This is a genomic window from Picosynechococcus sp. PCC 7117 (genome assembly GCF_001693275.1).
GTDB lineage: Bacteria > Cyanobacteriota > Cyanobacteriia > Cyanobacteriales > MRBY01 > MRBY01.
In genome coordinates this window covers 2683582-2702303 of sequence record NZ_CP016477.1, presented here as the reverse complement: position 1 = coordinate 2702303, position 18722 = coordinate 2683582, and the positions used below count along the sequence as shown (strand labels likewise).

The 18722-nt window shown below is 51.6% G+C and carries 19 protein-coding genes; 9 read left to right on the top strand and 10 right to left on the bottom strand.

The window, feature by feature from the left end; genetic code table 11:
- Window positions 1-57: 57 nt before the first annotated feature.
- Window positions 58-1602: a peptide ligase PGM1-related protein gene (locus tag AWQ22_RS12950; RefSeq protein WP_065711352.1), complete on the bottom strand. Its 1545-nt coding sequence runs from the start codon at window positions 1600-1602 to the stop codon at window positions 58-60.
- An 86-nt stretch (window positions 1603-1688) separates the two neighbouring features.
- A complete protein-coding gene (locus tag AWQ22_RS12945) occupies window positions 1689-1895 on the bottom strand; it encodes a DUF751 family protein (RefSeq protein ID WP_012308162.1) in 207 nt (68 codons plus the stop codon).
- 156 nt (window positions 1896-2051) lie between these two features.
- Here AWQ22_RS12945 and AWQ22_RS12940 point away from each other — a divergent pair, with 156 nt between their 5' ends.
- Together AWQ22_RS12940 and gmd are read left to right on the top strand one after the other, a co-directional pair.
- Entirely contained in the window at window positions 2052-2942 is an 891-nt protein-coding gene (locus tag AWQ22_RS12940) for a branched-chain amino acid ABC transporter permease (protein ID WP_012308161.1), read from the top strand.
- A 76-nt stretch (window positions 2943-3018) separates the two neighbouring features.
- The gene (gene gmd, locus AWQ22_RS12935; RefSeq protein WP_065711351.1) at window positions 3019-4098 is read left to right on the top strand and encodes a GDP-mannose 4,6-dehydratase; all 1080 of its coding nucleotides are present in this window, start codon (window positions 3019-3021) and stop codon (window positions 4096-4098) included.
- Here the strand turns inward: gmd and AWQ22_RS12930 are convergent.
- Window positions 4095-4421 carry a helix-turn-helix transcriptional regulator gene (locus AWQ22_RS12930; protein ID WP_065711350.1) on the bottom strand — a complete coding sequence of 109 codons (327 nt, stop codon included), beginning with the start codon at window positions 4419-4421 and terminating at the stop codon, window positions 4095-4097. The two genes, gmd and AWQ22_RS12930, sit on opposite strands and share 4 nt — an antisense overlap.
- Window positions 4422-4523: 102 nt before the next feature.
- Here AWQ22_RS12930 and AWQ22_RS16410 point away from each other — a divergent pair, with 102 nt between their 5' ends.
- Entirely contained in the window at window positions 4524-4694 is a 171-nt protein-coding gene (locus AWQ22_RS16410) for a metallothionein (protein WP_012308158.1), read from the top strand.
- Window positions 4695-4794: 100 nt separating this feature from the next.
- Here the strand turns inward: AWQ22_RS16410 and AWQ22_RS12920 are convergent, their stop codons facing one another.
- Both AWQ22_RS12920 and folK read right to left on the bottom strand, forming a co-directional pair.
- A complete protein-coding gene (locus AWQ22_RS12920; RefSeq protein WP_084449003.1) occupies window positions 4795-5607 on the bottom strand; it encodes a tetratricopeptide repeat protein in 813 nt (270 codons plus the stop codon).
- A 96-nt stretch (window positions 5608-5703) separates the two neighbouring features.
- Entirely contained in the window at window positions 5704-6219 is a 516-nt protein-coding gene (gene folK / locus AWQ22_RS12915; protein ID WP_065711729.1) for a 2-amino-4-hydroxy-6-hydroxymethyldihydropteridine diphosphokinase, read from the bottom strand.
- Window positions 6220-6358: 139 nt separating this feature from the next.
- Between folK and AWQ22_RS12910 the strand changes: the two genes are divergently transcribed.
- The 5 genes from AWQ22_RS12910 to AWQ22_RS12890 all read left to right on the top strand — a co-directional run bounded on the left by AWQ22_RS12910 (window position 6359) and on the right by AWQ22_RS12890 (window position 11622).
- Window positions 6359-7693, top strand: a complete 1335-nt coding sequence (locus AWQ22_RS12910) for a histidine phosphatase family protein (protein WP_030007792.1) — start codon at window positions 6359-6361, stop codon at window positions 7691-7693.
- Window positions 7694-7776: 83 nt separating this feature from the next.
- Window positions 7777-8655, top strand: a complete 879-nt coding sequence (fabD, locus tag AWQ22_RS12905) for an ACP S-malonyltransferase (RefSeq protein ID WP_065711347.1) — start codon at window positions 7777-7779, stop codon at window positions 8653-8655.
- Between the two features lie 38 nt (window positions 8656-8693).
- Window positions 8694-9326 carry a transaldolase family protein gene (locus AWQ22_RS12900; protein WP_065711346.1) on the top strand — a complete coding sequence of 211 codons (633 nt, stop codon included), beginning with the start codon at window positions 8694-8696 and terminating at the stop codon, window positions 9324-9326.
- Between the two features lie 69 nt (window positions 9327-9395).
- Complete coding sequence (locus AWQ22_RS12895; protein ID WP_065711345.1) at window positions 9396-10820, top strand: folate/biopterin family MFS transporter; 1425 nt, start codon at window positions 9396-9398, stop codon at window positions 10818-10820.
- 142 nt (window positions 10821-10962) lie between these two features.
- Window positions 10963-11622: a M23 family metallopeptidase gene (locus AWQ22_RS12890; protein WP_030007788.1), complete on the top strand. Its 660-nt coding sequence runs from the start codon at window positions 10963-10965 to the stop codon at window positions 11620-11622.
- A 13-nt stretch (window positions 11623-11635) separates the two neighbouring features.
- Here the strand turns inward: AWQ22_RS12890 and AWQ22_RS12885 are convergent, their stop codons facing one another.
- The 3 genes from AWQ22_RS12885 to AWQ22_RS12875 are packed head-to-tail and all read right to left on the bottom strand — an operon-like array spanning window position 11636 to window position 14735.
- On the bottom strand, window positions 11636-12523 hold the full coding sequence (locus AWQ22_RS12885; protein ID WP_065711344.1) for a DUF4922 domain-containing protein: 888 nt from the start codon (window positions 12521-12523) through the stop codon (window positions 11636-11638).
- A 42-nt stretch (window positions 12524-12565) separates the two neighbouring features.
- Window positions 12566-13792, bottom strand: a complete 1227-nt coding sequence (locus AWQ22_RS12880) for an ABC transporter ATP-binding protein (protein ID WP_065711343.1) — start codon at window positions 13790-13792, stop codon at window positions 12566-12568.
- A gap of 58 nt (window positions 13793-13850) precedes the next feature.
- Window positions 13851-14735, bottom strand: a complete 885-nt coding sequence (locus tag AWQ22_RS12875) for a tetratricopeptide repeat protein (protein ID WP_065711342.1) — start codon at window positions 14733-14735, stop codon at window positions 13851-13853.
- Between the two features lie 171 nt (window positions 14736-14906).
- Between AWQ22_RS12875 and AWQ22_RS12870 the strand changes: the two genes are divergently transcribed.
- Window positions 14907-16331, top strand: coding sequence for an efflux RND transporter periplasmic adaptor subunit (locus tag AWQ22_RS12870; protein WP_012308147.1), 1425 nt, complete (start codon window positions 14907-14909; stop codon window positions 16329-16331).
- Window positions 16332-16339: 8 nt separating this feature from the next.
- Here AWQ22_RS12870 and AWQ22_RS12865 read toward each other — a convergent pair whose 3' ends face one another.
- Entirely contained in the window at window positions 16340-17569 is a 1230-nt protein-coding gene (locus AWQ22_RS12865) for a zinc ribbon domain-containing protein (protein ID WP_065711341.1), read from the bottom strand.
- A gap of 108 nt (window positions 17570-17677) precedes the next feature.
- On the bottom strand, window positions 17678-18697 hold the full coding sequence (locus tag AWQ22_RS12860; protein ID WP_030007783.1) for an ABC transporter permease: 1020 nt from the start codon (window positions 18695-18697) through the stop codon (window positions 17678-17680).
- Window positions 18698-18722: the final 25 nt, after the last annotated feature.

The following is an 18722-nucleotide window of genomic DNA, read 5'->3' as shown; positions in this document are numbered from 1 at the left end:
AAGGTGGTGCTGTGGCATCTTGCCCAAGAATACGGATTGAGGTTCCTTAGAAAAGACTTACCACGTCAAGGGAAGCGTGACCGTTGCAGGGCGTTGACTGGTTGTCTCTAAATCCAAAGCTTGCTCGACCTGTTGATAAATTTGGGCGGCTTCTTCGGGAGAATTCCCAATGCTGGTCAGCCCTAATTTGCCAAATTCTGAAAGAGTGCCCATCAGGTGAAACACGCTCCCTGTTTTCGTACTGCTGTCGAAATGGAGGCCATGGGCGGCGATGATATCCATCAAATCACTGGGCAGGAGGCCTTGGTATTGGGGTTTCTGGAGATTGTCGGAGGCAATGTAGTATTTTTTCTGGTGTTGGGGGGTGAAGAATGACCCTGTAGCGCAGTCATAGAAGCCGTTGGTTAACAGTTGCAATGTCATCAGCGGATGGGTGGTGCCCCCTTTGCGGAGGTTAATTTCAATGGCCTGGAGATCCCAACTGTGGTCGGGGTTTTCGGTGGCGATAAAATCAACGCCATAGCGTTCCATCGCTCCCTTTTCAGCGAGAATCTTGCCGACTTTTAGGCCCAGTTCCTGTAACTGTAGGCGATATTCGCTGGCGGCTGGAAAATGGCATCCTAAGTAAATTTGGCCATCCTGTCCCCCCAGAATTTGGTCGTGGGTCGAGAGGATTTGGACTTCGCCACTGGGCGTAATTAACCCTTGGACACTGGGCGATCGCTTTGGATCTCCTTCGATAAAGGCTTCGGCGATCGCCCCTAGTTCGGGAATGCGCGAGGCAAAATTATCCCAGGTTTCGCCGCTGGCCTGGAAACTGAGCTTGGGCAAAGCCGCCGCAATCTGTTCACAATGTTCCGTAAAACTGGCTCCTGGCGACAGAGCAGGTAACTTTAACACTGCATTCCCTTCCCCCGAAAAGCCCTCGTTTAGTTTGATCACGATTCGTTTGAGGTGGGGTTGTCGCTCCCATAGTTGCGCCGTAACCTGGATCAATTCCGGCACCGTTTTTACCAAAGCACTGCCATCGGGAAACGGAACACCCGCCGTCTGAAAGATCTCGCGACTGCCACTTTTCGAGCCCCAATAGTTCAGGCTGGGGCTAGCGGCAAAGAGGGGAATTTGCAGTTTTTCTGACAGTTCCTGTTCTAGGGGCGTTGAGTTGTAACACACCATATAGGACTGGTTGGGGCGCAGGGCGCGGCGAATTCTTTCCACCAGCCGGGGCCGCTCCAAAATCTTTTGGGTTAAAGGTTTGTAGGAGTTGTCATAGGTGGTCACCAAGAGCAGGCGATCGCGGGCATGGGAAAACGGAATTCCCGATAGGAGCTGGAGATAATAATCAATAATTAAGGGAGCGAGCGGTTGGGCAGTAACGTAAATCAAGCGCGTGTGGGGATTGCGCAGGCGAATCAGTGAGAACAGTAACCGCTCTTCATAATGCAAAAATCCAGGCACCTTCTGGCCGACCCGCTGATCCACACTAAAAGAAGGCACCACTAAAATATCTTGATCGTCCGCCTCAAAATCAGCCGAATCTTGCCAACGCTGGCGCAGTTGCTGTTGTAAGGCCGCAAAGGTCTGGAAAGAAGGATTATGCACCGTTTTTTGCCCAGATCGAACTCATAGGATCGTTTTTGACCACCCTACGTCTGATCTTAAAATTTTCTGTCCAGCTTACAAAAAAGCTAAACAACACTTAAACCAAGCATTGCCCGCAGGGTGAAGTAGAGAAACGCAAAGAGACCCACCAAAAGCCCAATCGTGGCGGTGGCCGTCGCTTTATTTTTAAAAAATAGCGGCTTCAGCCATTCAAATACACTGATAAAAATCCCCAGGATCAAACTGATCATGTAACGGGGGTAGCGGAGGACGTTCTCAAAAAACTCTTGCATAGCACCGGAAGGGGAATTTTATGGGTTTAAATAGGGAAGATTTTATGGCTTCAAATTGTAGCATTCCCCTCTGCGTTCCCAGTTTTCCCCTGCCAAGGTAGGCTTGGTAAGATTAATTCATTTTTTATTTCCTTAGCCCTTACCTTCACCTTCGCCATGGACACCCTGCAACTCGTTCTCAATGGTCTGTCGGTCGGGAGTATCCTGGCCCTTGCTGCCGTGGGACTGACCCTAACCTACGGGATTCTGCGCTTATCCAATTTTGCCCACGGGGATTATATGACCTTGGGAGCCTACATTACCTGGCTAAGTAATTCCCTGGGGTTAAATATTTGGCTGTCGATGGTGGTAGGGGCCTTTGGCACCATTGGTGGGATGCTCGTGGCAGAAAAATTACTCTGGCAGCCGATGCGAGATAAGCGGGCGACACCGACAACCTTGATCATCATCTCCATTGGTTTGGCACTGTTTATCCGTAGTGCAGTGCTGTTTATTTGGGGCAGTGGCAATCAACAATATGATCTTCCGGTGGTACGGGCCATTAACTTGACCGAACTTGTGGGACTCCCGGAAACGGTGCCAGATTTGCGTATTGCCTACTATCGGGTCGTGGTGATGGTGCTGACGGTTTTAGTAATTTTAGGGCTGCATTTTATCCTGCAAAATAGCAAGGTTGGCAAAGCGATGCGGGCAGTAGCTGACAATATTGACCTGGCACGGGTGTCCGGCATTGATGTGGAACGGGTGGTGCTCTGGACTTGGATTATTACAGGGACTTTAACGGCGATCGCCGGCAGTATGTACGGGCTGATCACCACGGTGCGGCCGAATATGGGCTGGTTTTTAATTTTGCCGATGTTTGCCTCGGTGATCTTGGGGGGCATTGGCAATCCCTACGGGGCGATCGCCGGTGCTTTTGTGATTGGCATTGCCCAAGAACTCAGTGTGGCCTGGCTTGGCCCAGACTACAAGCTGGGGGTTGCGCTGTTCATTATGGTGGTCTTGCTGTTGGTGCGGCCCCAGGGTCTTTTTAAGGGCACCATGTAAATGGCGTCTTAAAGTCCATATCGGTGAATACTGTTCTAAAATTGCTTAATTGATATGTTGAGTAAACACGAGCTCCATGGGTAATCGAAAAGCACTGGTAACAGGGATCACCGGACAAGATGGCTCCTATTTGGCGGAGCTACTCCTCGAAAAGGGTTACGAAGTTCATGGCATTATCCGTCGCGCTTCTACCTTTAATACCGACCGCATTGACCATCTCTATGTCGATCCCCATACCCCCGACGCTCGGTTCTTTCTTCATTACGGGGATCTCACCGATGGCACATCCCTAGGAAAATTAATCGAAAAAATCCAGCCCCATGAAGTTTACAATCTGGGTGCCCAATCCCATGTGCGGGTGAGCTTTGATTCGCCGGAATATACCGTGGATACCGTGGCGATGGGGACGCTGCGTATCCTAGAAGCGATTCGGGACTACCAGGAACGGACGGGCAATGAAGTACGCTTCTACCAAGCCGGTTCGTCGGAAATGTTTGGCCTTGTGCAAGAGGTGCCCCAAAAGGAAACGACCCCCTTTTATCCCCGCAGTCCCTACGCCTGCGCCAAGGTCTATGGCTACTGGCAAACGGTGAACTACCGCGAATCCTATGATCTGTTTGCTTGCAATGGCATTTTGTTTAACCATGAAGGGCCACGCCGGGGGGAAACCTTCGTTACTCGGAAAATCACCAGGGCGATCACCCGAATTATCGCCGGACAGCAGGACAAACTGTACCTCGGCAACCTCGATTCCAAGCGGGACTGGGGTTATGCAAAAGACTATGTGCGGGCGATGTGGCTGATGTTGCAGCAGGACAAACCCGACGACTATGTCATTGCCACAGGGGAAACCTATTCAGTCCGCCAATTTTTAGAAACCGCCTTCGCCTACGTTAATCTAAACTGGGAAGATTATGTCGCCTTTGACCGCCGTTATCTCCGTCCTGCCGAGGTGGACTTACTCATTGGCGATCCCACAAAGGCTAAAAAACAACTGAACTGGGAGCCGAGTATTGATTTTCCGACCCTCGTCGGGATTATGGTCGAAGCAGATCTTGCCATTTTGGGTTTACCGCCCCACAATCCAGCGATGGGCAAACTCTACGAGGCAGATCAAGCCTATATCCGCCAAGCAACCGGCAGCCGCGTTGATTAGTGGGTGTGTCCATCCTCTGGTTCGTCTAGGTGCTCCGAAGCGTCACGATAAAGATTAAGAATGTGGTGATCCTTGAGGCGATAAATCACATTCCGCCCTTCCTTGCGATAGCTCACTAAACGTGCCGTGCGCAGGGTTCTTAGTTGGTGGGAGACAGCCGATTCACTCATTTCAACGGCGGCGGCGAGTTCCCCCACCCGCATCTCTCCGGTGGCCAGGGCCGAAAGAATACGCCAGCGATTGGCATCCCCCAAGACACCAAAAAATTCGGCCATCCGTTGGGCCTTGACTTGGTTCAAGATTTTGCCACTGTGGTCTGTCATGGTTCGTTGATCCAAACAATACCTGAATAGTTGTTCATGTGTTAATCTAAAAATGTGAACAATCGTTCAACTATTTAAGACAATACCTTGGAGGTTTAAACCATGGTAACTGTGACCCAAATGAAGTGTGCCTGTGAATCTTGTCTTTGCATCGTGGATCTCAATAGCGCTATCCAAAAGGAAGGTAAGAGCTATTGCAGCCAAGCCTGTGCCGATGGCCATCCCGCAGGGAGTGAAGGCTGTGGCCATGGGGGCTGTACTTGTCACCAATAGAGCCATCAATAGAAAAAAGTTGAGCCAAATTTATAAGCTGAAGCAATACCCATCACCGGAGCTGGGTATTTTTTTTGATAAAGATTGATTTAGTTGAAGTTTAAAGTTGCTCTAGGGCAGCTTGGGCAATTTCTCGGTTGATCAAAGCGTCTTCGTAGTCTGGGTCAATGGCGAGGGCTTGGTCATAGCTGGCGATCGCCTCGGCATAGCGCCCCAGTGCTTCGAGGGAAATACCCTGATTATTCCAGGCTTCGGCGTCGTCGGGATCGAGTGCTAGGAGGGCGGCATAGGTGGCGATCGCTTCTTCATGGCGACCTAGATCGGCCAGAACATAGCCTTTATTAAACCAGGCATCCACATCTGCGGGATCTAACGCTAGTACTTGATCGTAGCTGGCTAATTCTTCTTCATAGCGTTCCAGAAAGCCCAGGGCAATACCCCGGTTATACCAAGCATCCACATCCCCTGGATCCAGTTCCAGGGCGCGGTCATAGCTAGCCAGTTCTTCTTCGTAGCGCTCTAAAGCTCCTAACACAACGCCCCGGTTGTACCACACCAGGTTTTGATCGGGGTCAAGGGCGATCGCCTGATCATAGCTGGCCAATTCCTCTTCGTGCTGCCCCAAGGCCCCTAGGGTAACGCCCCGCCAGATCCAAAGCTCTGCATCGTTCGCATTCAAAATCAAGGCGGCATCGTAGGCGGCGAGGGCCAGTTCATATTGCCCTTGGTCGTAATATTCATTGCCCTGGAATACCAATTCATCCACTGAATCGGCGGTCATGCCAGCACCTTGGGCGAAGAGGCAAGGAGTCGAACCACAGGGGCGCGCTTGGGCGATCGCCGGCGTCAATGTTCCTCCCAAAACCAAGGCTAGACCCATACCACCCAACAGCCTAGAAAAAATACGCACCATGGGAACACTCCACCAAATATTGCCATTCGTCCAATATCTTCCATCATAGTCAGAATTACCGTTGCCGCTGCTTTTCCTAGGGGGAGATATTTACAATCAATAATGGTTCCCCGTAGTTTCGCTGTCTAATCTCTGAATTCCAGTGAGGGGAAGCCGTTCCTTGAGGGCTTGGATCGTTCGTTGGGTCCGGGGTTCACACCAATGGGGCGCAATCTCTGCTAGAGGCACCAACACAAAGGCCCGTTCCTGCATCCGGGGGTGGGGCACCTGCAAATGGGGCAGATAAATCATGTCCTGGCCATACAAAAGCAAATCCAAATCCAACGTCCGCGCCCCCCAACGTTCTCGCCGTTCCCGTCCAAATACTTGCTCGATCGCCAACAGGATTTCGAGGAGAGCTTCGGGACTGAGATTGCGCACCTGACCAGTCACGCAACCATTGATGTAGTCCGGTTGTGGCGGGCCGACCGGGGCTGTGCGGTACCAAGCAGACCGAGCCGTTAGGGCGATCGCCGGATGTTCGCTCAAATGTTGAATGGCATTTTCTAAGATTTCTAAGGAGTTACCCAAGTTACTTCCGAGGGCGATCGCCACATCCACAGCCCGTTCCATTGCAAAAAATTTCCCCGTATTCATGCCCCAAAATCATAGCCCGAACTTCACCTTTTCCCCTGACCCCGAACCAGATACTATGGTGTAGGCAAAAATTCCCCCCTCGCAACACCACACCCAAATAATGGAGGAAACCAAGGTGGCAACCCGCGTCATAATCGTGCGTCACGGACAAAGTAGCTATAACGCCCTCAAAATGATCCAGGGCCGTTGTGATGAATCAGTACTCACCGACAAAGGCTGTGCCGACGCCGCCACCGTAGGCCAAACCCTCCAGGGCATCGACTTTGCTGCGATCTATTGCAGCCCCCTCCAACGGGCCAAGCAAACCGCTGGAATTATCCACCAGCACCTCGACAAGGCCCCCGCTCCCATCACCAGTGAGGGTCTGCTAGAAATTAATTTGCCCCAGTGGGAAAAACTCCTCAAAAGTGACGTCAAAGAACAATATCCAGAAGCCTATCGCCTCTGGCACGAAAATCCCGCTGAATTTGTGATGACCCACGCCGATGGGAGCGAGCACTCTCCGGTTAAAGACCTCTATGACCAAGCCCGACAATTTTGGCAGGAAATCCTCGCCAAACACCAAGGGGAGACTATTTTAATCGTCGCCCACAATGGCATCAACCGCTGTTTATTGATGAGTGCGGCGGGCATCCCCCCCAGTAAATATCAGAGCATTCAACAATCTAACTGCTGCATCAATGTGCTGAATTTTGTCGGCCAGTTGGGAGACATTGTTCAATTTGAATCAATTAACCAAACGGCCCACCTCGGCCTGCCCCTCCCCAGCTACCGTCCGGGCCACAAAGGTCTCCGTTTGCTGCTCGTGCGCCACGGGGAAACCAACTGGAATAAGGAAGGGCGTTTCCAAGGCACCATGGATATTCCATTAAATGAGAATGGCCAAGCCCAAGCCGCCAAAGCCCGTGCATTCCTTAAGGATGTGACCCTGCATTTCGGCATGACTAGCCCCATGAGTCGGCCCAAAGAAACCGCTGAAATCATTCTGCAAGCCCATCCTGGGGTGGTGTTGGGTACCCACCCTAAATTAGAAGAAATTGGCCATGGCCTCTGGGAAGGCAAACTAGAAGCTGACATTGAAGCGGGCTTCCCCGGCATGCTGGCCCAGTGGAAAACCAAGCCAGAAACAGTCCAGATGCCAGAGGGGGAAAATCTCCAACAGGTGTGGGACCGGGCCAACGAAGCCTGGGATGAGATTGTGGCGCAGTATAGCCAAACCCCGAATCAAGTGGGTTTAGTGGTCGCCCATGATGCCATTAACAAGGTGATTCTCTGTCGCTTGATGGGACTACAGCCCCAGGATATTTGGGCGGTGAAACAGGGGAACTGTGCAGTGACGGTCATTGACTATCTCCAGGGGGCAGACAGTGAACCGGTACTCCAGGCGCTAAATATTACGTCGCACCTTGGCTTTGGGGTGATTGATCAGACGGCAGCCGGAGCTTTGTAAGCCTGGGAAAAAATGAGGGGCGATCGCCATCCCCTATAATCAAGTCTGGAAAATTTTTGTAGCAACAATAACGAGCGTGTGTAATGGGTAAAATTGCGTGGGTCTTTCCGGGCCAAGGATCTCAAGCGGTGGGCATGGGTGTTGATCTTGCCGAACATCCCGTCGCCAAAGCAAGATTTGCTGAAGCAGAGGCAATCCTCGGTTGGTCGATTCTAGAAAAATGCCAGGGGGATGAAGCGACCCTCTCCCGCACCCTTTACACCCAACCCTGTCTCTATGTGCTAGAGGCGATTCTCTGCGATCGCTACCGGGAGAAAGCGCCCCAGGTAGACTTTGTGGCGGGCCACAGCCTCGGTGAATATTCCGCTCTTTATGCGGCTGGGGTCTATGATTTCGCCGCCGGTTTGCAATTAGTGCAAAAGCGCGCCCAACTGATGGATCAAGCGTCTGGGGGGAAAATGGCGGCCCTGATGAAGTTTGACCGTACTGAATTAATGGAAAAAATTGCGGCAACCGAGGGCGTGACCCTCGCCAACGACAACAGCGAACAACAAGTTGTCATTTCCGGTACCCCAGAAGCCGTTGATGCGATTATGAATGGTGTCAAAACCAAGCGGGCGATCGCCTTGAATGTTTCTGGTGCGTTCCATTCCCCGTTTATGGCCGAAGCCGCCGCCCAATTTGAAGCGATTCTCGATGCCGTTACCTTTGCCGATGCCCAGGTACCCGTACTGTCTAATGTCGATCCCCAACCGGAAACCCAAGCAGCCGCCCTCAAGGAGCGCCTCAAGGCCCAAATGACCGGTTCTGTCCGTTGGCTCGAAATCATGCAGCAACTGAGCGCCCTAGAAGTTGCAGAGGCCGTAGAAATTGGCCCCGGTAAAGTGTTAACGGGCCTGATTAAACGCACCTGCAAAGACATGACCACGGCAAACATTGATACCCTCGCCAGTATTGGCTAGGCTCAAGGCATACCAAACCATTGCGCCCAAAGGGAACCATGATTTATTTAGATTCGGCGATCGCCACCGAAGCCACCGAAGCCATGGCCTGGGGTTGGGTCAAGGGCATTACCACCAATCCTACCCTCCTGGCCAAAAGTGATGCGCCCCCGGAAGTGACCCTAAAAACCTTGGCGGCCATCACGCCTGGAGAACTCTATTACCAGTTAGTCAGTGAAGACTGTGAGGGGATGCTCCGCGAGGCCCACCGGGCACGGGAAATCATTGGCGATCAGCTCGTGCTTAAAATTCCCGCCACTTTCAACGGCTTTCAGGCTTTGCCCAAACTCGCCCCGGAAATGAGCTGCTCTGTCACCGCCATCTATCAGCCGACCCAAGCGTTAATCGCTGCAGAAGGTGGTGCCAAATATGCGATCGCCTACGTGAACCGCGCCACAAACCTCCAGGGGGATGGTAGTAGCCTTCTCCGCGCCATGAAAGCTCTGTTACAAGGAAGTAAAACCACGATTCTGGCCGCCAGCCTTAAATCCGCCGCCGAAGTCACCCATGCCATAATTGCTGGGGCAGACCACATTACCGTTCCTTTGGCTCTGCTCAAAACCCTGACTACACATTCCTTATCGGAAGAAACCAAAGCCGAATTTAATCGCTTAGGGTTTGGTTTACGCTAAACAGATTTCAGAAAAGGTTGTCTATACTGAGAAAAGACTTTACAAAACTTCATCATAAGCGTTCCCTTGATGACCTTTCTCGACAATCTCAAAAAACCAACCCTCTTCGGCCATGCTGTCACCCCAGAGTTGTTTGCTCTGTTGACGGTGTATTTCGTCCAGGGGATTCTCAATCTCTCCCGGCTTGCGGTGAGCTTTTTCCTCAAAGATGACCTCGGCCTAACCCCGGCAGAAGTGGCAGCCCTTACGGGACTCGCGGCATTTCCCTGGGTCGTCAAGCCCCTTTTTGGCTTTTTGTCGGATGGCTTTCCGATCTTTGGTTATCGACGACGCTCCTATCTCATTTTGGCGGGCTTACTCGGTTGTGGTGCTTGGGCGGCGATGGCCACCATTGTCCAAGCGCCCTGGTTGGCAGCAACGATGATTGTCTTGAGTTCGATTTCCGTGGCAATTAGTGATGTGATTGTCGATTCGGTGGTGGTCGAACGCGCCCGGGCCGAATCTTTAGATAAAGTAGGGTCACTCCAGTCCTTGACCTGGGCCGTGGCGGCGGTGGGGAGTTTAACAACAGCCTACTTGAGCGGTTGGTTACTGGAACAATTTAGTACCCGGGTTGTGTTTGGGATTACGGCCATTTTTCCGCTGTTGGTATCGGCGATCGCCTTGTTAATTATTGAGCAACCCCGTGAAGCCATATCCCTAAAAGCTACCACCGATAACATTGGCAACCAGATGAAAACCCTCTGGGGAGCAGTACGGCAGAAAAAAATTCTGTTGCCCACGGCCTTTGTTTTCCTCTGGCAGGCCACCCCCAGTGCCGATTCTGCCTTTTTCTTTTTTGTCACCAACGAGCTAGACTTTAACCCGGAATTTTTAGGGCGGGTGCGCCTAGTTACTAGCTTTGCGGCCCTGGCGGGGATTGCCATCTACCAAAAATATCTCAAGCAAGTTTCGTTCCGGAAAATGTTGGGGTGGAGTACCGTCATTTCCGCCGTCCTTGGTTTTACCACCCTTATTCTTGTGACCCACGCCAACCGTGCTTTGGGCATTGATGATCGCTGGTTTAGCTTGGGGGATAATTTGATTTTGACCGTTACTGGCGAAATTGCCCTGATGCCCATTTTGGTTTTGTCAGCGCGCCTTTGTCCGCCCGGTGTCGAGGCGACCATGTTTGCCCTGTTGATGTCGAGTTGGAACCTGGCGGGTTTACTCTCCCATGAGTTGGGGGCTCTTCTCACCCAGTGGCTCGGAGTGACAGAAACCAATTTTGACCGACTTTGGCTTTTGGTCACGATCACGAATCTGACGACCCTATTGCCCCTTGTCTTCTTGAAATGGCTCCCGGCAGGGGATCCCCAGGCTGATCTTGAAGAACACCCCACGCCCTCAGTAGAGCTTTACGAACACCACGCGGCAATTTCGGGAACAGAATCGGCCCTTTTCCCGACGGTAGAACCGAATTTGGTGGGTTCCCAGTCGGAAAAACAGTCTTAAAAATGTCATGCCAGCAGTGGTGCAGGTCAAAAATCTGTGAAACAAAAGTGCGCAGACTAAAGACTAGACTTACAATGGTTTGTCAACATGATCTTTTTTGTCTGGGACATCCCCTTACCATGGATTTTAGGCTTTGATGTAAATGCTTAACCTACAGTTTTATCTCCGTCGTGCTCGCCGCTGGATTAAACCAATCCTGCTGGGGGCTGTGACCTTGGCCCTTGTGTTGGGGTTTAATCTCTTACCTCAGCCACAATCAACACCCCTGGCGATCGCCCAGGCCCAAACCCGCGTTAGTATCAACAACAGTTGGCGACAGGCTTCCTTTCCCGTCGAAAATTTTCAAAGTTACACATCTGGGTTTGGCTATCGCACGTCGCCCACCAGTGGCCAACGCCAATTTCACCAAGGCTTAGACATTGCCGCCCCCCTCGGCAGCTACATCCGTAACTGGTGGAGTGGTAAAGTTGTGGGCCTTTCGGATAACACCGCCTGCGGCACAATGATCCAGATTAAATCCGGTGATTGGGAACATATCTACTGTCACCTCAGTGGCTATGTTTCTTCCTCTGGTCAAGGGACTTTCCTCATGGATCGCAACGGTGGCATTCAGCTTTGGCTTGGTCAGGAAGTGAGCGCTGGCACTCGCATTGGTCGTGTTGGGATGACCGGACGCACCACTGGCCCCCACCTCCACTGGGGCTTGAAATATTCCGGGAACTATGTCGATCCGGCCCTTGTGCTCCAGGCAATGTACAACCAGCCCACGGCTTCCCTGGATGATTTGGTACAGCCCACATAGCCAGTTTTTTGGCTTATTCAAAGGGGGCGATCGCCCTTTGGGATAAATCCCCCTGTGCCGCCACTGAGGCTAATAGTTGCAGGGGGGTTAATTTTTTGAGCAAACTCAACTGCATCTGATTACGCACCAAAAGAGCCCCCGCAAACCCCAGGGAATTCACTGGAATTTTTTCATACTGATCCTGGGCCCGTTGCACCAGCAACATCCAACGGCGGGTAACGAGAAGATTATAGGCTTGGGTTTGCCAGCCGGGGTTGAGCGGCCCGTCAATGAAGCGGAGAAAACGCAGCAGGGCGAGGTAACAATCGAACAAAATCTTGCCGTCGTAATCCTGGGGTAGAGGGATAATCCCGTGCATGAAGGGAAAAAGAGGAATTTGCTGGGGCTGCATCCGATCATTGAGCTGGGATAACACTTGGTCGATGGGCACTGAAAAGGTTTCCCCATTGCTTTGGAAAGGGATCAATTGCAAATGTTTGTGGGGTTGACTCGCCCCGGCGATCGCCCCGGCATTATAGAAGGCCAAGCCATCAAGACGTTGGAGACAATGGGCCAGGGCAGTAAAATCAGCTTCCATTAACCAGGTTTCCTGGGGCTGAAACTCCCGGGTGATGATCAAAATGTGGTGATCGACGACGTTAAATTTATTCAGCAGACAGACATGGTGGGGCGTCAGATCACAAACGAATAAATCCTGTTCGTAGGGCAAAAAAGGATTCACCTTCGCTTTTTCTTGCTTCGCTTGATAATTTTCCTTGCGGTCGAGTTGCTCTAAAATGCGCACCACAAAGGGAATCCCATGGTCAACAATCACTTCCTGGGCCGTGGTCAAAGAATGCAGCGCCCCTGCCTGTTTGGCGTGGCGCGTGGTGTGTTGAATTTTGGTCAGCAATTCATTCATAGGGTGCTGGGGCGATCGCCACACGACTCAACATCCCAAAGTTTAACGGATCAGTTGTTCCGCTTCACCCTTGGGGTGGGGTTGACCGAGGCTGAATTCCGTCTCTGGATCAAAAAAGTGGAGTTGCTCTAAATCAAAGGCCAACCAGACTTTTTCCTGGGGGGCAACCTTAGCCTTGGGGGGAATGCGCACCTTGAGATTTTGTAGCGGCAAGTCAACGGGGTGAGCCGAGAGGAAGGTTTCATTGCCCAGGGCTTCGACAAGATTGATCGCCACTTCAAGATTTTCGGGGGCGGCGGTACTGAGGCTGAGGTGTTCGGGCCGGATGCCCAGGAGGAGCGATCGCCCCTGGTAGGGCTGGAGTAAGGGTCGCCAACCTTCTGGGACGGGAAAGCGGAATTGGGGATGTTCAACGACGCAAGCGACGGTCAACTGCACCGACAGAAAGTTCATCGGTGGCGAGCCAATAAATTCCGCCACAAAGCGATTTACCGGGCGATTATAAACTTCAAGGGGCGGGGCCACCTGGAGAATTTCCCCTTGGTGCATCACTGCAATGCGATCGCCCATGGTCATTGCTTCGGTTTGGTCGTGGGTCACGTAAATTGTTGTAATCCCCAGTTGACGCTGGAGTTGAACGATCTGGGCGCGGGTTTCACTGCGCAGGGCCGCATCCAAATTAGAAAGGGGTTCGTCCATCAGAAAAACCTGGGGATTGCGGGCGATCGCCCGCCCCAGAGCAACCCGTTGTTTTTGGCCACCGGACAATTGTTTCGGGAGTCGTGTGAGGAGATGGTCAATCTGCAACAGTTGGGCGACCTGCTGCACCTTTTGGCGGATCTGTAATTCGGCAGTCGGTTGATAACGCAGGGATTTTGGGAGTGGTCTGGTGACGCCCCGCCAGGTATTTTGCAGCCAATGACTTTTCGTTTCTGCCGTGGGCATCCGCCGCAACCCAAAGGCAATGTTGTCATAGACATTGAGGTGGGGATACAGGGCGTAATTTTGGAACACCATGGCAATGTCTCGCTGTTTAGACGGAAGATCATTCACCGGGCGATCGCCAATGGCAATTTGTCCCGTTGTCACCGTTTCGAGGCCCGCAATGAGTCGCAATAACGTACTCTTACCACACCCAGAAGCTCCCACCAGCACCATAAATTCCCCCGCCTGGATCTGGAGGTTAATCCCCCGCAAGACGGCGGTCATTTTTCCGGTGGAGCGATCCGCAAAAGATTTGTGAATATCGTTGAGTACAACCTGGGCCACGGCAATGTTTTCCCATCAACAGAGAAGCAGTGATGCTTATGGTATCGCACCCTTGTCCCTAGGGTTCCATCTCCGGTTGAAATGCCCTGCGGTCGAGTTCTGTAAAAAAAGCCTGGACGGTTGGCGTATCAAAAACAGTTTGAGTGGCCTGGATCAATTTTTCACCCCAGAGGTTTTCCACGAGGAAATCAATTTCGCCGTAACGACCATCGAGATCTAGGGCGGTACGGGTCAGTTCTAAGCCCTTCGCGCGATCACCCTTGGTGTAGGTAGCCACGGCAACGGCGAGTTGGGGTTCTGCGGCGGTGGGGTCGAGGGCGATCGCCTTTTGCCAACTGTCAATGGCAGCATCAACCTTGCCTTGTTCGTACTGGATTAAGCCAATATTATTAATCCCCGGCCAAAAGGTGGCATCGAGGGCAACGGCTTGGTTGTAGGTGGCGATCGCCGCATCATATTGCTTGAGTTTGTACTGGGTATTGCCGAGATCAAAGAGGGTTTCGATGGAATTGTCCCCAAGCTGGGTAGCCGTTTTCAGCGACCGTAGTGCCCCTTCGTAATCTCCCTGTTGGAAATAGGCCGACCCCAAAATACTATGGACACCACTTTCACGGGGGTTGAGTCGTTTTGCTGTGGTGAGGGCCTGAATCCCGGCATCAAGTTCCCGCTCTTGCACGAGGAGAGTGCCCAAAATGTACCAAGCTTCAAAACGTTCTGGCACCAGTTGGGTCGCGAGTTTGGCCCGGGGAATCGCCCATTCATATTGTTGGAAGCGAGAAAGTTGAATTGCATCTTCGATGAGCATCAGCCCCTGTTGTTCCATTTGGGCCTGGTCAAAATCCCGCCTCAGGGGCAGTACCGCCTGCGATCGCACAGGACTATTTCCCATCCACAACACACTAACACAGGCTCCAAGGGCAACTAACCAACGATGTTTAGGCACGGTTCAACTCTTCACGAAACAACGATTCTTAAAACCAAGTCTAGCGACTTTCCCCCGCAATTGACGTAAAACCATTGTAAAAAGATTCCCCACGGGGGACTATTTCAATTTTGAGGGATTACAGTAGACTACGGATTAGTCCTGTTCACGCAACCCCCCGCAAAAATTCCTATGATTGGTGCCCTTGTCACCCCCAAAAAAGTTGTTTTGTCCTTGGCTGCCTTAGCTGGTGGGGTGCTACTCATTGGTCTGCCGGTGGCGAGAATGTTTGGCGATCGCCAAGCAGGGGTGAATGAAGAACAACTGGCAGCCCTGACCGTTCCCGTTGAAGTGGAAAATTTAGCGGTGCGCATCGAGGCCAACGGCATTGTCGAACCGATCCAGAGCGTCAACATTAGTCCCAAAACCCCCGGTCGCCTCGCCCAACTGCTCGTGGAACAGGGAGATGTTGTCACCGAAGGCCAAGAACTGGCAATTATGGACAATAGTGAACTGTATGCCGAGGGGATTCGTGCTGAATCTCTGACGAAACAACGCATTGCCGAACTTCGGGCCACAGAAACCCGTATCCAGGGAGAAATTGAAGAAGCCCGCGCCCGCTACATTCGCACCCAAGCCCAACTGCAACAGGCGGAGCAGCGTATTCCCAAAGAAATTGATCAAGCCAATGCGCAACTGGCGGCAGCCCAAGCCAATCTCCAGCGCACCCAGGACAAGGTTGAACGCTTTGAAACACTCCTCGACAGTGGGGCGATCGCCCAGGAAACCTATGACGATGTCCGCAACGAATTTGACAATGCTAGCGCCCGCTTTTTTGAAGCCCAGCAACGGTTAGCCCAGGTCAGAAATACCGCCAATCCCGAACTTGAAGCCCTTACCGCTGCCACCGTCGAAGCCAGAGCGAGCCTAGATCGCCTCGAACGCAACGCTGAACCCCAGTTAACTCAACTGACAGCGGCCCTCGAACAGGCCCAGGCCCAGCGACAAATTGCGGCGGTACAGTTCCAAGACAGCATTATTCGGGCGCCCTTTGATGGGGTGATCACCCAAAAATTCGCCACCGAAGGGGCATTTGTAACGCCAACGACTGCCGCTTCGAGTACGGCCTCGGCCACCTCTTCGTCTATTTTGGCCCTAGCGCGGGGTTTGGAGGTGGTCGCCAGGGTGCCAGAAGTGGATATTCAGCAAATTGAACCGGGTCAGGATGTGGAAATTGTTGCCGATGCGGATCCCGCCCAGGTGTTTCGGGGACGGGTGTTGTTGGTGGCCCCGGAAGCGATTGTCGAAAATAATGTGACTTCCTTTGAGGTGCGCATTGCCCTGTTATCGGGTCGGGAATTTCTCCGCTCGAAGATGAATACTGACGTTACTTTCGTCGGCCAAAATTTAACTAATGTGATGACAGTGCCCACGGTGGCGATCGCCACAGAAAATGGCGAAACCGGGGTGCTCATTCCTGATGCGAATAACACCCCCCAATTTAAGCCTGTGATCATCGGCGCGACCGTCGGCGATCGCACCCAGATTGTCCGGGGCGTCACCCCAGAAGACCGGGTCTTTATTGACCTCCCAGAAAACCTAGAGCGGCCTGAATAATTTTAGATTTACTGGGGCAGAGAATCCGATAAATCCACCCCGCACTGGCGACAATATTCTGTGTATTTATAGGTTTTTGCCGCACAGTTTGGGCAACTAATCCATTGTTCAAATCCACAAAAAGGACAAAATTGATCGTCTTTACGGAGCCGACTACTACATTGAATGCAGCGCTGTTTTTGAATGCGACTTTTCGCCTGGACTTTGGGATTAAAAACAAACCGCTGGAGAAATTTAATCAAGCCAAAGCCCAACAGCGGGATAATCAAGATCAGCAGATAGCTAGAAATAAAAACTAAGCCACCAAAAATTGCGATCAAGACATCAAAAATCGCCCGCACTAGATTCCCAAACTGGATAAATTGGAGAATTTTAATGAGCAGGGGGATCAGAAAAATAAGTAATAAATGCCAACTTAAAAGCGCCTGGGTTCCCCGGTGCCGCTCTACGGCCTGACGATGCCAAAAATAGCTGATCAAAATCAGCGGTAAGAGGAAAAGGGTCTGCAAAAAGAATTGCCGATTGGGGTGCCAAAATTCAGCCCGTTCAAAATCCTGTTTTAAAGTGGCAAAAAATTGGCGATCGCCAATGGCCGTTAAATAAGCCTGTACCTCTGATTGATTAAGAAGCTCGGCTTTTTTACGATCTAGGGTCTCGGTCAGGGTCGCTTTTTGGGCTTCGGCGGCCTCAATGTCGGCCTTCGTTTGGGCTGCCGTTGTTTCGTTGATCGATTGATTCGGATCTTGGCCCGCAATTTCTTCTAAAAGCGTCGAATCATATTGCTCTTTGTAGGTGGCAATGCGTTGGTTGACTTCATTAATTTGGGTTTGTAAATTCTGAATCTCTTTGGATAAAGCCAGGGTTTCCGGATTTTTTACCGTTGGTGTGAGGGCCAAAAGGCGATCGCACTGGCTAGAAACTTCCCCCAAGCGCCCTTCTGTTTCAACGAGCTGAATGTCTTGGGAAGGATAATCCCCCAACATTTCCATTACCCAGGTAAAGTCTTTATCGGAGTTATTGTTATTTTGATAGGTCTGATAAACGCGGTAGCAAGGATACCGTTCCTGGGGCGAAAGGGGCCAGTTACCAACACTATCAAGACCCTGAAACACATTGATCAACACAAAAATGTCGATCAAAATCAGGATTACAATACTCACTTTATTGAGTGGTTCCTGACGGACATGGGTCGATTTATGGACAAGATTCCACCAAAGACGCTTCAGCCAACGCACCATAAAATAAGTCCCCCGTCGTTTTCTCTACTCTAGGAAAAGAAGCCCCAACGGGGGAACCTTGGTCATAAATCTTTGCTGCTGTAGCGCCTTCTGGAGGCCATGATGCAATTACTTCAAATCGTCTAATTTAATGCGGGGATCAGCAAACTTTAACATCAAATCTGCCAGGAGATTCCCCACAATGAGCATGGTTGCACTCATCATCAGGGCCGCCATGACTAAATACAAATCCTGGGATTGCACCGCTTGTAACGTCAAAGTTCCCAGGCCCGGCCAGTTAAAGAAAAATTCAGAAATAAATGAGCCACTCAACAGACTGGCAAATTCAAAGCCCAGCAGGGTAATGAGGGGATTGATCGCATTGCGGAGGGCATGGACATAGATCACGCGATTTTCGGGTAAGCCCTTGGCCCGCGCCGTTTGGATATAATCTTGCCGCAACACATCTAGGAGTTGACCACGGGTCAGCCGTTGCAACCCCGCAAAGCCCGTTAAGCTCAAGGCAATAGTGGGTAGGATCATGTGCCAGCCGATGTCGAGAATTTTGCCGTACCAGGGGAGATCCACGAAATTAATACTGGTCATGCCCCCCACCGGGAGTAACGGGGAAACCTGTTGGGCCACCATCAGCAAGGCGAGGGCCGTAATAAAGCTGGGCAAACCCTGGCCGAGGTAACTAATCACCCGCAAAAATTTATCGAGGACGGTATTTTGCTTCACCGCACTGAGAATCCCTAAAGGAATGGCGATCGCCCAGGTACCGATAATTGACGTGAGCGCCAGGAGTAGGGTGGCGGGCATCCGTTCTAGGAGCAGCTCATGGACAGGCCGGAAGGATTCAAAACTAATGCCAAAATCAAAGTAGCGCACCACCCGCCATAGCCAGCGGCCATATTGGGTCAGAATCGGTTGATCGAGGCCGAAACGACTTTGGAGATCTAAGAGCGTCTCCTCGGTCATTTTTGGGTTCTGCCGGAGGGCATCAAGGTAATCCCCTGGAGCCAATTGGATAATCACAAAGCTCAGGATCGAAGCCAAAAATAGGGTAAAAATCGCCTGGAGTAGGCGCTTTAAGATATAAAAAATCGTTTCTCGATCAAAGATCGTCAGGGGATTACGAATGCTCATTGGGGGGTTAAATCGGGTGTTCCAA

Excerpts from the sequence above, each read along its gene's own strand:
- AWQ22_RS12920 (WP_084449003.1), bottom strand. The coding sequence starts at position 5,607 with ATGGTGCGTATTTTTTCTAGGCTGTTGGGTGGTATGGGTCTAGCCTTG.
- AWQ22_RS16410 (WP_012308158.1), top strand. The coding sequence starts at position 4,524 with ATGGTAACTGTGACCCAAATGAAGTGTGCCTGTGAATCTTGTCTTTGC.
- AWQ22_RS12895 (WP_065711345.1), top strand. The coding sequence starts at position 9,396 with ATGACCTTTCTCGACAATCTCAAAAAACCAACCCTCTTCGGCCATGCT.
- fabD (WP_065711347.1), top strand. The coding sequence starts at position 7,777 with ATGGGTAAAATTGCGTGGGTCTTTCCGGGCCAAGGATCTCAAGCGGTG.
- AWQ22_RS12885 (WP_065711344.1), bottom strand. The coding sequence starts at position 12,523 with ATGAATGAATTGCTGACCAAAATTCAACACACCACGCGCCACGCCAAA.
- AWQ22_RS12890 (WP_030007788.1), top strand. The coding sequence starts at position 10,963 with ATGCTTAACCTACAGTTTTATCTCCGTCGTGCTCGCCGCTGGATTAAA.
- AWQ22_RS12900 (WP_065711346.1), top strand. The coding sequence starts at position 8,694 with ATGATTTATTTAGATTCGGCGATCGCCACCGAAGCCACCGAAGCCATG.
- AWQ22_RS12940 (WP_012308161.1), top strand. The coding sequence starts at position 2,052 with ATGGACACCCTGCAACTCGTTCTCAATGGTCTGTCGGTCGGGAGTATC.
- gmd (WP_065711351.1), top strand. The coding sequence starts at position 3,019 with ATGGGTAATCGAAAAGCACTGGTAACAGGGATCACCGGACAAGATGGC.
- AWQ22_RS12930 (WP_065711350.1), bottom strand. The coding sequence starts at position 4,421 with ATGACAGACCACAGTGGCAAAATCTTGAACCAAGTCAAGGCCCAACGG.
- AWQ22_RS12870 (WP_012308147.1), top strand. The coding sequence starts at position 14,907 with ATGATTGGTGCCCTTGTCACCCCCAAAAAAGTTGTTTTGTCCTTGGCT.
- folK (WP_065711729.1), bottom strand. The coding sequence starts at position 6,219 with ATGGAACGGGCTGTGGATGTGGCGATCGCCCTCGGAAGTAACTTGGGT.
- AWQ22_RS12865 (WP_065711341.1), bottom strand. The coding sequence starts at position 17,569 with ATGGTGCGTTGGCTGAAGCGTCTTTGGTGGAATCTTGTCCATAAATCG.
- AWQ22_RS12860 (WP_030007783.1), bottom strand. The coding sequence starts at position 18,697 with ATGAGCATTCGTAATCCCCTGACGATCTTTGATCGAGAAACGATTTTT.
- AWQ22_RS12945 (WP_012308162.1), bottom strand. The coding sequence starts at position 1,895 with ATGCAAGAGTTTTTTGAGAACGTCCTCCGCTACCCCCGTTACATGATC.